The sequence below is a fragment of the Kitasatospora sp. NPDC004614 genome (genome assembly GCF_042873675.1).
Classification (GTDB): Bacteria; Actinomycetota; Actinomycetes; order Streptomycetales; family Streptomycetaceae; genus Kitasatospora.
The window spans coordinates 17,484-30,840 of the sequence record NZ_JBIALR010000015.1; the positions used below are offsets into that span (position 1 = coordinate 17,484).

Annotated in this window: 11 protein-coding genes, 3 tRNA genes and 1 pseudogene; 10 read left to right on the plus strand and 5 right to left on the minus strand. The window is 74.2% G+C overall.

The window, feature by feature from the left end:
• Positions 1-79: 79 nt before the first annotated feature.
• Positions 80-3,301, plus strand: coding sequence for a BTAD domain-containing putative transcriptional regulator (locus tag ACFYST_RS26445; RefSeq protein ID WP_387865943.1), 3,222 nt, complete (start codon positions 80-82; stop codon positions 3,299-3,301).
• A 95-nt stretch (positions 3,302-3,396) separates the two neighbouring features.
• On the opposite strand, the gene ACFYST_RS26450 is transcribed toward ACFYST_RS26445, so the two are convergent.
• Positions 3,397-4,938 (minus strand): alpha/beta hydrolase, encoded by a 1,542-nt coding sequence (locus ACFYST_RS26450; RefSeq protein WP_387865945.1) that lies wholly within the window; start codon positions 4,936-4,938, stop codon positions 3,397-3,399.
• A 242-nt stretch (positions 4,939-5,180) separates the two neighbouring features.
• On the minus strand, positions 5,181-5,669 hold the full coding sequence (locus ACFYST_RS26455; protein WP_387644368.1) for a YajQ family cyclic di-GMP-binding protein: 489 nt from the start codon (positions 5,667-5,669) through the stop codon (positions 5,181-5,183).
• 215 nt (positions 5,670-5,884) lie between these two features.
• Here ACFYST_RS26455 and ACFYST_RS26460 point away from each other — a divergent pair.
• Both ACFYST_RS26460 and ACFYST_RS26465 read left to right on the plus strand, forming a co-directional pair.
• Positions 5,885-5,965: transfer RNA gene (locus ACFYST_RS26460), tRNA-Tyr, on the plus strand.
• A 92-nt stretch (positions 5,966-6,057) separates the two neighbouring features.
• Positions 6,058-6,243, plus strand: coding sequence for a hypothetical protein (locus ACFYST_RS26465; protein WP_387644371.1), 186 nt, complete (start codon positions 6,058-6,060; stop codon positions 6,241-6,243).
• On the opposite strand, the gene ACFYST_RS26470 is transcribed toward ACFYST_RS26465, so the two are convergent.
• Positions 6,240-7,493 (minus strand): hydrolase, encoded by a 1,254-nt coding sequence (locus ACFYST_RS26470; protein WP_387644374.1) that lies wholly within the window; start codon positions 7,491-7,493, stop codon positions 6,240-6,242. The genes ACFYST_RS26465 and ACFYST_RS26470 overlap by 4 nt on opposite strands.
• Before the next feature lie 305 nt (positions 7,494-7,798).
• Here ACFYST_RS26470 and ACFYST_RS26475 point away from each other — a divergent pair.
• The 7 genes and pseudogenes from ACFYST_RS26475 (at position 7,799) to ACFYST_RS26505 (ending at position 10,708) form a co-directional block, all read left to right on the plus strand.
• Positions 7,799-7,871: transfer RNA gene (locus ACFYST_RS26475), tRNA-Thr, on the plus strand.
• A 42-nt stretch (positions 7,872-7,913) separates the two neighbouring features.
• Positions 7,914-7,986: transfer RNA gene (locus ACFYST_RS26480), tRNA-Met, on the plus strand.
• Between the two features lie 84 nt (positions 7,987-8,070).
• Positions 8,071-8,235: a 50S ribosomal protein L33 gene (rpmG, locus tag ACFYST_RS26485; protein ID WP_006604855.1), complete on the plus strand. Its 165-nt coding sequence runs from the start codon at positions 8,071-8,073 to the stop codon at positions 8,233-8,235.
• 110 nt (positions 8,236-8,345) lie between these two features.
• Entirely contained in the window at positions 8,346-8,807 is a 462-nt protein-coding gene (locus tag ACFYST_RS26490) for a MaoC family dehydratase N-terminal domain-containing protein (RefSeq protein ID WP_387644376.1), read from the plus strand.
• Positions 8,804-9,232, plus strand: a complete 429-nt coding sequence (locus ACFYST_RS26495; protein WP_387865947.1) for a MaoC family dehydratase — start codon at positions 8,804-8,806, stop codon at positions 9,230-9,232. Before ACFYST_RS26490 ends, ACFYST_RS26495 begins: the two co-directional genes overlap by 4 nt.
• Before the next feature lie 45 nt (positions 9,233-9,277).
• A pseudogene (locus ACFYST_RS26500) lies at positions 9,278-9,634 on the plus strand (MFS transporter); the annotation flags it as partial.
• Positions 9,635-9,667: 33 nt separating this feature from the next.
• Positions 9,668-10,708 carry a UDP-N-acetylmuramate dehydrogenase gene (locus ACFYST_RS26505; RefSeq protein WP_387644381.1) on the plus strand — a complete coding sequence of 347 codons (1,041 nt, stop codon included), beginning with the start codon at positions 9,668-9,670 and terminating at the stop codon, positions 10,706-10,708.
• Here ACFYST_RS26505 and ACFYST_RS26510 read toward each other — a convergent pair.
• On the minus strand, positions 10,705-11,760 hold the full coding sequence (locus ACFYST_RS26510) for an adenosine deaminase (protein WP_387865950.1): 1,056 nt from the start codon (positions 11,758-11,760) through the stop codon (positions 10,705-10,707). The two genes, ACFYST_RS26505 and ACFYST_RS26510, sit on opposite strands and share 4 nt — an antisense overlap.
• Positions 11,761-11,856: 96 nt before the next feature.
• A complete protein-coding gene (locus ACFYST_RS26515) occupies positions 11,857-13,095 on the minus strand; it encodes a pyridoxal phosphate-dependent aminotransferase (RefSeq protein ID WP_387865953.1) in 1,239 nt (412 codons plus the stop codon).
• Positions 13,096-13,357 lie beyond the last annotated feature (262 nt).

Consider the following 13,357-nt stretch of genomic DNA (forward strand, 5'->3'; position numbering starts at 1 on the left):
CGTGCGGCGCCCGACCGGACGGCGCGAGAATGATCACCGGCGATCGGACGGACGGGGAGCTGGCAAGGTGCGGATCAACGTGCTGGGACCGCTCCACGTGGTGCCCGACGACGGGCCGGCGCCGGGACTCGGCGGAACCCGGCTGCGGCTGCTGCTGATCCGGCTGTCCCTCGACCCCGGGCGGGTGGTCACCCGCGAACGGCTGGTCGACGACCTCTGGGGCGACACCCCGCCCGACGAACCGGCCGGCGCCGTGCAGTCACTGGTCTCCCGGCTGCGCCGCACCCTCGGCCCGGACCGCACCGCCATCGGCTCGCACCCCGCCGGATACCTGCTCGACCTGCCCCGCGGCCACGTCGACGCCTGGGACTTCGAACAGCGCGCCGCCACCGGCCGGGCCGCCCTCGCCGCAGGCGAACCCGCCCGCGCCGCCGACGAGTTGAGCCGCGCCCTGGAACTCTGGCGCGGCGCACCGTTCGCCGACGCCGAAGCCGCCGGATTCGCCGCCGCCCCCGCCGCCCGGCTCACCGAACTGCGGCTCGCCGCCACCGAGGACCGCGCCGACGCCCTGCTCGCCCTCGGCCGGGCCGACACCCTGCCCCGGCTGGTCGCCGAACTCACCGCGCAGCGCGTCGCCCACCCGCTGCGCGAACGGACCGCCGCCCGGCTGATCCGCGCCCTGCACGCCAACGGCCAGGGCGCCGACGCGCTGGAGGTGTTCGACCGCACCCGGCAGGCGCTGGCCGGAGAGCTCGGCACCGACCCGTCCGACGAACTGCGCGACGCCCACCTGCACGTCCTGGCAGGCACCCGGCCGCCCGCTCCGCGCCCCGCCCCGGCGGGCCGCCCCGCGCCGGTGGGCCGCCCCGCGCTGCCCGGCCCGCTCACCGCGCTGATCGGCCGCGACGCCGACCTGGCGGCCGTCCGGGACCGGCTGCGCCGCTCCCGCCTGGTGACCCTCACCGGACCGGGCGGCGTCGGCAAGACCCGCCTCGCCCTCGCCGCCACCACGGGGGTCGCGGCGGACGTCCGGCTCGCCGAACTCGCCGGCGCCGAAGGCCCCGACGGGCCCGCCCGGGCCGTACTGGCCGCGCTGCGCCCCGCCGACGCCGGGGCGCTCACCGGCGGCCTCCCCACCGGCGAGCAGCCCGGCGACCCGCTGGAACGGATCGTCCGCGCGCTGGACGGCCGCGACGTCCTGCTCGTCCTCGACAACTGCGAACACCTGATCGCGGACGCCGCCCACCTCGCCCACCGCCTGCTGGCGGCCGCCCCCCGGCTCACCGTGCTCGCCACCAGCCGCGAACCCCTCGGCGTCCCCGGCGAGACACTCTGGCCGGTGCCGCCGCTCGCCGTCCCCGAACCCGGCAGCACCCCGGAGCAGGCCCTCGCCCACCCCGCCGTCGCCCTGTTCGCCGAACGAGCGGCCGCCGCCCGGCCCGGATTCGCCCTCGACCAGGACACCGTCGAACCGGTGGTCCGGATCTGCCGGGAACTCGACGGCCTCCCGCTGGCCCTCGAACTCGCCGCCGCCCGGCTCCGCGCCCTCACCCCCGACCGGATCGCGGCCCGCCTGCACGACCGCCTCCGCCTGCTCGACCGCGGCCCGCGCACCGCCCCCGATCGGCACCGCACCCTGCGCGCCGTCATCGACTGGAGCTGGGACCTGCTCGACCCCGACGAACGCGTCCTGCTGCGCCGGCTCTCCGTCTTCGCCGCCGGAGCCGTCCTCCGCGACGCCCACACCGTCTGCGCCGCGCACTGGCCCACCGGACCGGACCCCGACCCCACCGCCGTCGAGGACCTGCTGACCGCACTCGCCGACAAGTCCCTGCTGGTGAGCGCCGGTTCGGAGACCGGGCCGCCGCGCTACCGCCTGCTGGAGACCGTCCGCGCCTACGCCGCCGAACGTCTCGCCGAGGCTGGCGAACACGACCGCACCGCCGCCGCCCACCTGCGCTGCTTCCTCGACCTCGCCGAACACGCCGAACCCCTGCTGCGGACCGACCGCCAACTCGACCGACTCGCCCGGCTCGACACCGAACAGGACAACCTCGACGCCGCACTCCGCCGCGCCGTCGCCGCCGGCCCGCCCGACCACGCCCTCCGGCTGGCGGCCGCCCGCGCCTGGCCCTGGCTGATGCGCGGCCGCGCCCACGAAGCCGGCGAACGGACCGTGGCCGTACTCGCCGCCCACGGCGCAACGCCGCCGCCCGGCCTGGAACAGCAGCACGCCCGGTGCGTGATCCTCGCCCAACTCACCGCCCCGCTAAGGGAGTCCGGGACGCCTCCGGCGCCCGAGGCGTTCGGTGCGGCACTCGCCACCGCCCGGCACGCCGACCACCCCGTCGCCCTTGCCGCCGCCCTGCTGCTCGCCCTTGCCGGGCCGCCGGACGCGCTCGCCGCAACCGCGCGGGAGTACCGCGAACACCCCGACGCGTGGACCCGGTCCACCGCCCAACTGGTGCTCGGACGCGTCGAGTTGAGCGCCGGCCGGATCGACCCCGCCGAGGCCTGCCTGCGCACCGCCGTCGACGGTTTCCGCACCCTCGGCGACCGCTGGGGCCACGCCATGGCCCTGGTCACGCTGGCCGCGCTGCTGGCCGTCACCGGCGCCGCCGAAGAAGCGCTCGGCGCACTCGACGAAGCCGCAGCCCTGGACGCCGAGACCGGCGGCCCCGGCGAAGCGCCACTGACCCTGCTGCTGTCCGGCCGCCTCCGCGCCCGCAACGGTGACCCCGCCGCCGCCCGGGCCGACCTGGAACGCGCCCGCGCCGCCGCCGAACACGCCCGCGACCCGCACCTGGCAGCCGCCGCCCACTACGCACTCGGCGAACTCGCCCGCCGCACCGGCGACTTGACCACCGCCCTGACCACCCAACGAGCCACCCTGCACCGACTCGAACAACTCCCCGCGACCGGCCCCACCCACCTCCACCTGCTCGCCCTCCTGCACACCAGCCTGGCCCGCACCCACCAGCGCCTCGCCGACCCGGCCACCGCCGCCCTCATGCACCGGCGCGCACTCGAACTCGCCACCACCAGCCAGGACCGCCCCGTCCGCGCCGACGTCCTGGAAGGCTGCGCCGAACACCACCTCGCCCTCGCCGCCCCCACCCGCGCCACCACCACCCTCGCCGCCGCCTACGCCCTCCGCGGCGGCCACGACGCCGGCGACCCCGAACTCCGCACCGTCCTGGACGCCTGCGCCACCGCCCTCGGGGACACCGCCTTCCGGGCCGCCTGGGACGCCGGGCTGAACCTCACCGACCCGGAGGCGGCGGCGCTGGACGGCGACTGAGGGCGGGACGAGAGGGGCGGCCCGGCTCGGAGCGGGGCCGCCCCTCTCGTCCCGCCCTCGCCGGCCTCGCCGGCCTCACTTGGGCCGACGGCCGCTCAGCCCTGCTCGAACGGCCCCCGGTTCGGCGCGCACACCGTCCCCGCCGCCGGCAGGGTGCCGTCGACCAGGTAGCGGGCCTCGTGCCGGGCCGCGCAGTCGCTCGGGTTGGCCAGCACGGTGTGGCCGAAGCCGTTCACCGTCAGCAGGGTGGCCCGGTCGAGCGAGCGGGCCAGTGCGCGCGAACCCTCGTACGGCATCGCGGGGTCGCCGGTGTTCGCCACCACCAGGACCGGCCGGGCCGTCCGGCGGTTCCACGGGCCGTCGTACCGGTCGCGGTCCGGGGCAGGCCAGCCGGTGCAGCGCTCGTCCGTCCAGGCGAACCACGGGCCGAGCGCACCCGACCTGGCCCGGGCCAGCGCCGCCGTCCTCGCCGGGTCGGCGGTGGCCGACGGGGTGGCGCTGTCCGCGCACACCACCGCCAGCGCCTGGTCCGGCGACGGGTGGACAGCGGGCGGCAGCGGCCCGGTGGGCGCGTCGGTCGCCGCCCACAGCGTCTGGAGCTTCGTGCCGAGCTGCGCCCAGCCGGTGCCGGGGATGCCGGGGACGGGCGCCGCGGCGTACAAGTGGATGATCGTCGTCTCCACTGCTACGGCCTCGGTGAACGTGGTGCCGTCGAGCACCGCCGGCCGGGCGCGCAGTCGGGTCAGCAGTTCGTCGTACCGGGCCCGGGTGGCGGCGGCCGTCCCGGCGGAGAACGCGCACCCGGCGGGGCCGGCCTGGCCGCAGTCGTCGAGGAAGGCGTCCAGCGCCCGGGCGGCGGCGACGTCGCTGCGATTGCGCAGCAGCGGACCCATGGTGGCGGCCTGCCCGTCGCGCCCGGTGGACCAGGCCACCGGGTCGGGGCCGCTGTCCAGCACCATGGCGCGCACCCGGTCGGGGAACAGGTTGGCGTACGTGGCACCCAGGTAGCTGCCGTACGAGGTGCCCAGGTAGCTGAGGTCCCGGTCACCCACGGCCCGGCGGAGCAGGTCCAGGTCCCGGGCGGTGTTCGCGGTCGACAGGTGCGACACCAGAGGCCGGGACGCGCACTGCCGGCCCAGCTGCCGGTACGCGTCCACCCAGGCCCGCTGCTGCTCGGGGCCCTCCGGGTAGCCGACGGCGGTGCCGGCCAGCAGCGCCTGCTCGTCCGCCGGGTTGTCGAAGCACTGGACGGGCGCGCTGCCGCCGCTGCCGCGCGGGTCGAAGCTGACGATGTCGAAGCGCTCCCGCACCTCCTCCGGGAACCGGTCGAGCACCAGCGGCAGCGCCATCGTGCCGGGCACGGCCGGTCCGCCCGGGTTGTAGAACAGCGACCCGATCCGGTGTGCCGGATCGCCCGCCGGATGCCGGATGACGGCCAGGTCGAGCCCGGCCCCGCGCGGATCCCGGTAGTCCACCGGCACCCGGGCGGTCGCGCACTCGAAACCCTCCGCGCACGCCGCCCACGCCAGCCGCGGCACCGTCGCCGCCACCGCCTCGGCCGGAGCCGTCGCCCCCAACAGCGCGGCCACCGCGGCCCCCGCCCCCAACCGCCACGCAACACGCCCACGACGAGCCATCCGAACGTCCTCCCTCCACCGACCGGCCGGTCGCCCGCGCCCCTCGGTCGCAGCATCCCGCCCAGCACCCGGAACACTCCCGCACCCCGCTGCCGAACCACTGGCAGATCGCTGGCACGCCCGCCCAGCCGAGCCGGACCGCGGCAATCCGGTCCCGGGGCAGATCGGCCCCGGAACGCCGGAGGGCGCACCGTTCCCGGTGCGCCCTCCCGTGCCGGAGTGCCGGCCCTACCGCCGTTGCGTCAGCGGTAGTTGACGAACTGCAGTGCGAACTCCAGGTCCTTGCCCTTCAGCAGGGTCTGCACGGCCTGCAGGTCGTCGCGCGACTTCGAGGTGACCCGCAGCTCGTCGCCCTGGACCTGGGCCTTGACGCCCTTGGGGCCCTCGTCGCGGATGATCTTCGCCACCTTCTTGGCATCCTCGGTGGTGATGCCCTCCTTGATGTCGGCGAAGATCTTGTACTCCTTGCCGGACAGGTGCGGCTCCGCCGCGTCCAGCGCCTTCAGCGACAGTCCGCGCTTCACGAACTTGGTCTGCAGCACGTCCAGGATCGCCCGGACCCGCTCCTCGCCGTTGGCCTTCATCTCGATCTTCTCGCCGGTCCGCTTGATCTCGGCGCCCACGTTCTTGAAGTCGAAGCGGGTGGCGATCTCGCGGGAGGTCTGGTTGATCGCGTTGTCGACCTCCTGCCACTCGACCTTCGAGACGATGTCGAAACTGGAGTCGGCCATGGGTGTTGGTCTCCTTGAACTACTGGCTGCACGGTCTGCGCCACCCGCCACTGGCGGGCGACGCCCCAGCCTATCCAGCCCCCCGCGCGCCCGCCCGCAACAGCTCGCGTCCTGACCTTGATCATCATGTGACGAAACGAGTGGCAGACCACCCCCCAACATCGGGTATCGTTTACGACGTCGAACGGGGCAGTGCTCCGCGAGACACCATCCCTGGCTGGTTGCCCGAGCGGCCAAAGGGAGCAGACTGTAAATCTGTCGCGCAAGCTACGCAGGTTCGAACCCTGCACCAGCCACTGGATAGTGAAACAGCCCCCGATCTGCGGAAACGCAGAGCGGGGGCTGTTTCGTTGGCGGGGGTGGGGCCGGGCCCAGGAGCATGGGCGGCATGGAATTTCTTGAGTACCGGCCGGTCACGCCGCGGATGCTGTTGGTCCGGCGGATCGGCTGGTTCTGGTTGGAGCGCCCGGTGTTCATCCCGGCGGGCTGCAAGTTCTGGACGAAGCCGGATGCCCTGGTGGTCGAGCATCCGTCGGGGGAGCAGCGGCGGTATCCGGGGTACGTCCTCCGTTAGCCCGGGTGGTTCTGGCGGGGCAGGGCGAGGGCCACGGTGTCGGCGAACTCGCGGACGGCGCTGGTGCGGGAGACCACCCGGCCGCAGTGGACGACCAGGCGGGAGTGGCCGCCGGCGAAGGCGCCGACCAGGCTGTCGCCGCGGACGGCGAGGAGTTCGGCGGGGAAGCCGGCGTCGACCCGGACGGGGAGCAGGCCGAGGGTGGCGCGGGCCTGAGTGGAGACGGCGTCGTAGGCGGCTTCGGGGGAGAGTGCGCCGCCCGCGGCGAGGAGTCGGGCGGTTTCGAGCGGGTCGGCCCGGCCGACGGGGTTGGCGGCGTCGCGCAGGCTGCCGGCGCCGGCAGTGAGGGCGACCCGGGCGTGGGCCAATTCGCGCAGCAGGGAGGGGTGCAGGCCGGTCGGGGGGGCTTCGAGGCCGGTGCAGCCGCCGTTCTGCGGGAGGCAGGCGACCCGCATGCCGGAGTTGGCGAGCACGGTGGAGCCGCCGGGTGGCAGCGCGCTGCACGGGCCGAGGGTGACCCGGGGCCGGTGCGGGGCCAGGGCGGCGACGAGGCGGGCGAGCTGGGTGCGGTCGGCGGCGTCGGTGTGCAGGTCGACGGGGCAGTCGGCCTCGGTGGCGGCGGACAGCAGGACCTGGACGTAGCCGATCGGGTCGGGGTCGAGGTCGGGGCAGCCGCCGGCCGCGTCCGCGCCGAGTTTGAGCGCCTCGCGCAGCTGGGCCCGGCCGTCGGCGCCGGCCAGGCCGGTGAGCAGCCGGGGCATGGCGACGGCCTGGAGTTCGGCGAGTCCGCGCAGTGACTGCCGGGCGGTGAGGACGGCCTCCAGCCGTCCGAGTCCGTGCACGTCGCCGATCCGGACGTGGGTGCGCTGGGCGGTGGCCCCGTAGCCGAGCGAGGTGAGTGCGGCCTCGGTGACGCGGCGGACCAGGTCGGCGGGCGCGTCCGGGGGAGGGGCGGGCAGGGCGGCGGAGAACGCGTCGTCGTAGTGGCTGTGCGGTTCGGCGGGGGCGGGCAGCAGCAGGTAGCCGGAGAGGTCGATGCGGGCGCCGGTGGTTACGGTGGGGCGGCCGGGCATCGCGGGCAGCGGTCCGAGGCTGCCGACGGTGCCGACGGCCTGGATCCGGTCCCCGCTGATCCGGACGTCCACCACCCGGCCGTCGATCAGCCGGGCCCCGGTGAGCAGCAGTACCGGCCCGTGTCCGAGCGGGTTGGCGGCCGGCGGCGGCTGGGCGCCCTCGCTGCGTTCGCTCATCGGCCCGCTCCTCCAGTCCGGTTGACCGCCCGGCGGCCCGGGGGCCCGGTTGCGGGGCCGGTCTGCGGCGCACCCGCGAGAGGTCACTGACGGTCGAGCCTAGGCGGCGCCCGGCCGGGACGCTCGGATGCGGGCCGCCGCCCGTGTCGTGGGAGGGGGCGGTCGCGGAGGGCCGGTTCCGGTTGCGGCGGGCTCGAACGGGTGTCGGGCGACGGGCCGTCAGTGCGGCCCCTTCGACCTGCGGAGATCGGCTGCGGATACGGATTTCACCTCTGGCCCGGAACCGTGTAATCTCTTCCTCGTTCGCCCCTATAGCTCAGTCGGTAGAGCGTCTCCATGGTAAGGAGAAGGTCTGCGGTTCGATTCCGCATGGGGGCTCTGGTGAAAGGCTCCTCGCCTCGGTGAGGTTTCGTTCATCAAAGCGGTGTAGCTCAGTTGGTAGAGCAAGCGGCTCATAATCGCTGTGTCACCGGTTCAAGTCCGGTCACCGCTACCCCGCGTAGTCGATCGGGGGGTTCAACTCCCGATCGGCTACTCTTGTCTGTGTTCTTATTCGTTGTCCCAGGAAGGCACTCCCGTGGCTGCCACTGACGTCCGCCCGAAGATCACGCTGGCCTGCGTGGAGTGCAAGGAGCGGAACTACATCACCAAGAAGAACCGGCGCAACGACCCGGACCGTCTTGAGATGAAGAAGCACTGCCCGCGTTGCAACTCGCACACGGCGCACCGCGAGACCCGCTGACTTTGCCTCGACTCCAGGCCGCACCCCGTTACGGGGCGCGGCCTGGAGTCATTTCTGCATAGCGAACCTGACGGCCTGACCGCCCTGACGGACCACCAGAGGAGTTGCCCATGCCGCTCGACCCCTCGTTCATCGGGCGGACCTACCCGCCCACCCCGCCGTACGAGCTCGGCCGGGAGAAGATCCGCGAGTTCGCCGCCGCGATCGGCGACGCGAACCCGGCGTACACGGACGCCGAGGCGGCCAAGTCGCTCGGCCACCCGGACGTGATCGCCCCGCCGACCTTCCCGTTCATGCTGTCCTTCCAGGCCGCGGCGCAGGTGGTGAACGACCCGGAGCTGGGTCTGGACTACAGCCGGGTGGTGCACGGCGACCAGAAGTTCGTGTACTCCCGCCCCGCCCGGGCCGGTGACCGGCTCTCGGTGACGATCTCCATCGACGCGATCAAGTCGCTGGCGGGCAACGACGTGTTGACGGTCCGCGGCGAGGTGCACGACGCCAGTGGCGAGCACGTGGTGACGTCGATCATGACGCTGGTGGCCCGTGCCGCCGACGAAGCCGGGGAGGAGTGACCGTGGCGGTCCGCTTTGACGAGGTCCAGGTCGGCGCCGAGCTGCCGGCCCAGTCGTTCCCGGTGACCCGGGCCACGCTGGTCCAGTACGCGGGGGCGTCGGGGGACTTCAACCCGATCCACTGGAACGAGAAGTTCGCCCGCGAGGTCGGCCTGCCGGACGTGATCGCGCACGGCATGTTCACCATGGCCGAGGCCGTCCGGGTGGTCACCGACTGGGTCGGCGACCCGGCCGCGGTGGTCGAGTACGGCGTCCGGTTCACCAAGCCGGTGGTCGTCCCGAACGACGGCGTGGGCGCGGTGATCGAGGTCACCGGCAAGGTCGCGGTGCTGCTGGACGACAACCGGGTGCGGGTGGATCTGGTGGCGACCAGCGAGGGCCAGAAGGTCCTGGGCATGGCCCGGGCCGTGGTCCGGCTGGGCTGAGGCTCACCCCCCCGGGTGCCAGGGCGCCCGGGGGCTCCGGGCCCCTTGCCTGGGGTCTGCGGCATCGGCATGTCGCTGTACTTCGCGCCCACCGCGAGCCTGGTGATGGCAAGCGTCCGCCCCGCCGAGCAGGGCATCGCCTCCGGCGCCAACAACGCGATGCGCGAGGTCGGCGGGGCGCTCGGGGTGGCCGTGCTGTCCGCCGTGTTCTCCGCGCAGGGCGGCTACGGCAGCGCCGCCGCCTTCACTGACGGCGTGGCCCCCGCGCTGATGGTCGGCGCCGCCGTGGTCGCCGCCGGATCGGTGGCCGCGTCCTTCGTCCCGCGCCGGCACGGCATGCGCGCCGCCGCCCCGGCCGGGGCCGGCGACCTCCCGCCGCTGGCCGCCGCCGGCCGCTCCTGATCCCCTCGGGCGGGTGGCGGTTACGCTGGGGCGGTGATTGAGCAGATGGACGCACCGCTGGCCCCGCTGACGACGCTGCGCCTCGGCGGCCCCGCCCGCCGGCTGGTGACGGCCGAGACGGACGCCGAGGTGGTCGCCGCGGTCCGTGCGGCCGACCGGGCCGGGGAGCCGCTGCTGGTGATCGGTGGCGGCTCCAACCTGGTGATCTCCGACGCCGGCTTCCCCGGCACCGTCCTGCGGATCGCCACCACCGGCTTCACGCTGGACGGCACGCTGCTGGAACTCGCGGCCGGCGAGGTCTGGTCGGACGCGGTGGCCCGCACCGTCGACGCCGGACTGGCCGGCATCGAGTTCCTGGCCGGCATCCCCGGCTCCGCGGGCGCGACCCCGGTGCAGAACGTCGGCGCGTACGGCCAGGAGGTCGCCGAGACCATCACCGAGGTGGTCGCCTACGACCGCCTGCTCGGCGAAACGGTGACGCTGGCGGGCGCCGACTGCGCCTTCTCCTACCGGCACAGCCGCTTCAAGGCCGACCCGGACCGGTACGTGGTGCTGCGGGTCCGCTTCCGGCTCGCCGACGAGGGCGGGCTGTCCTCCCCGGTGAAGTACGCGGAGGTGGCCCGCTCGCTCGGCGTCGAGGCCGGGCAGCGGGTGAAGCTCGCCGAGGCGCACACCGAGGTGCTGCGGCTGCGGGCCGGCAAGGGCATGGTGCTCGACCCCGCCGACCACGACACCTGGTCGGCGGGCTCCTTCTTCACCAACCCGATCCTGACGGACACTCAGTTCGCCGACTTCACCGCCCGATTGGGTGAACTTCGGGCCCCCAACTACCCGGCCGGTGACGGCCGCACCAAGACCTCGGCGGCCTGGCTGATCGACAACGCGGGCTTCCGCAAGGGCCACGGCACCGGCCCGGCCACGCTCTCCACCAAGCACACCCTGGCCCTCACCAACCGCGGCTCGGCCACCACCGAGGACCTGCTCGCACTCGCCCGCGAGGTGCGGGACGGCGTGCGGGCGGCCTTCGGGGTGGACCTGGTCAACGAACCGGTGATGGTCGGCGTCAGCCTCTAGAGCGAAACCGGAACCGCCTCGGCGGGGGCCGGCTCCTCGACCAGCCAGGCGTCGACGTCCGCCAGCAGCTCCTTGGCGATGTGCTCGGGGGCCCGCGACGACCGGATCGACTGCCGGGCCAGCTCGGCCAGTTCGGCGTCGGTGAACTCGTGCGACTCACGGGCCAGGGTGTACTGGTCGGCCAGCCGGGAACCGAACAGCAGCGGGTCGTCGGCGCCCAGCGCCAGCGGCACCCCGGCCTCGAACAGGGTGCGCAGCGGGACGTCCTCGGGTCGCTCGTAGACGCCGAGCGCGACGTTCGACGCCGGGCAGACCTCGCAGGTGACCTGCCGGTCGGCGAGCCGCTGCAGCAGCCGCGGGTCCTCGGCGGCCCGCACGCCGTGGCCGATCCGGCCGGCGCCCAGGTCGTCCAGGCAGTCGCGGACCGAACCCGGCCCGGCCAGCTCCCCGCCGTGCGGCGCGGCCAGCAGCCCGCCGCTCCGGGCGATCGCGAACGCGCGGTCGAAGTCCCGTGCCAGGCCCCGCCGTTCGTCGTTCGACAGGCCGAAGCCGATGACGCCCTGGTCGGTGTACCGGACGGCCAGCCGGGCCAGCGTGCGGGCGTCCATCGGCGACTTCATCCGGTTCGCCGCGACCAGCACCCGGATGCCCACCCCGGTGGCCTCGGAGGCCTCCCGGACGGCGTCCAGGATCAGCTCCAGGGTGGGGGTCAGCCCACCCAGCAGCGGCGCGTACGAGGTCGGGTCGACCTGGATCTCCAGCCAGCGGGAGCCGTCGGCGCGCTCGTCCTCGGCGGTCTCCCGGACCAGCCGGCGGATGTCGGACTCGTCGCGCAGGCAGGAGCGCGCGGTGTCGTACAGGCGCTGGAACCGGAACCAGCCGCGTTCGTCGGTCGCCCGCAGTTTCGGCGGATGGCCCGAACTGAGCGCCTCGGGCAGCCGAACGCCGTGCTTGTCGGCGAGTTCGAGCAGCGTCGCGGGGCGCATCGAACCGGTGAAGTGCAGGTGGAGATGAGCCTTCGGGAGGCTCCGGACATCACGCAGGCGATCCATTCACCGATCCTGCCGCATAACCCGCCGAAACCGGAACCGCCCCCCGCACGTCGCCCGAACGGGTGAGGTGCGAGGGGCGGTCGAAGCCCGGACGGGTCAGGCGCGGGCCTCGGCCAGCAGCTTCTGCATCCGGCTGACGCCCTCGACCAGGTCGGCGTCGCCCAGCGCGTAGGACAGCCGCAGGTAGCCCGGGGTGCCGAAGGCCTCGCCGGGGACGACCGCGACCTCGGCCTCCTCCAGGATCAGCGTGGCCAGCTCGGCGGAGGTCTGCGGGCGCTTGCCGCGGATCTCCTTGCCCAGCAGCGACTTGACCGACGGGTAGGCGTAGAACGCGCCCTCGGGCTCGGGGCAGTACACGCCCTCGATCTCGTTCAGCATCGCCACGACGGTGCGGCGGCGGCGGTCGAACGCGGTCTTCATCTCGTCCACCGCGGACAGGTCGCCGGACACGGCCGCCAGCGCGGCGCGCTGCGCCACGTTGGAGACGTTGGAGGTGGCGTGCGACTGCAGGTTGGTGGCGGCGGCCACCACGTCCTTGGGGGCGATCAGCCAGCCCACCCGCCAGCCGGTCATCGCGTAGGTCTTCGCCACGCCGTTGACCACGATGCACTTGTCGGCCAGCTCGGGCAGCAGGGCCGGCAGCGAGGTGAACTTCGCGTCGCCGTACACCAGGTGCTCGTAGATCTCGTCGGTGAGCACCCACAGGCCGTGCTCCAGCGCCCAGCGGCCGATCGCCTCGGCCTCGGCCTCGGTGTACACCGCGCCGGTCGGGTTGGACGGCGAGACGAACAGCACCACCTTGGTGTTCGCGGTGCGGGCGGCCTCCAGCTGCGCCACCGAGACCTTGTAGCCGGTGGTCTCGTCCGCGACGACCTCGACCGGGGTGCCGCCGGCCAGCTTCACGGCCTCCGGGTAGGTGGTCCAGTACGGGGCCGGGATGATCACCTCGTCGCCCGGGTCGAGGATCGCGGCGAAGGCGTTGTAGATCGCCTGCTTGCCGCCGTTGGTCACCAGCACCTGCGAGGCGTCCACCTGGTAGCCGGAGTCGCGCAGCGTCTTGGCGGCGATCGCGGCCTTCAGCTCCGGCAGGCCGCCGGCCGGGGTGTAGCGGTGGTTGGCCGGGTCCTGGCAGGCAGCGACGGCCGCGTCCACGATGTAGCCGGGGGTCGGGAAGTCGGGCTCGCCGGCGCCGAAGCCGATCACCGGACGGCCGGCCGCCTTGAGGGCCTTGGCCTTGGCGTCGACCGCGAGGGTGGCCGACTCGGCGATGGCGCCGACCCGGGCGGAGACCCGGCGGCTCGCGGGGGGGACGTTCTCGGGGGTGGGTGCGCTCATGTCTTGCATGGTCCCAGACCGCACAGGCCTCGGGCATCGCGGTTCCACCATGCGTACCGGCGCGTTCCAGCATCCGTACGCTGCCGCCGATCGGGTGACGCCGTGAGGCCGACCGGGTGACGCCGCCGCGCGGGCCGCGGTGAATGAGGTTCGACCAATCGGCGAAGAACCCGTACACTCACTGCTCGACGGCTCCCAAGTGCGGATCCTTCGGCCGGGTACACCACACGGCCGGGTGGATACGGTAGGTTGGGGGCCACGA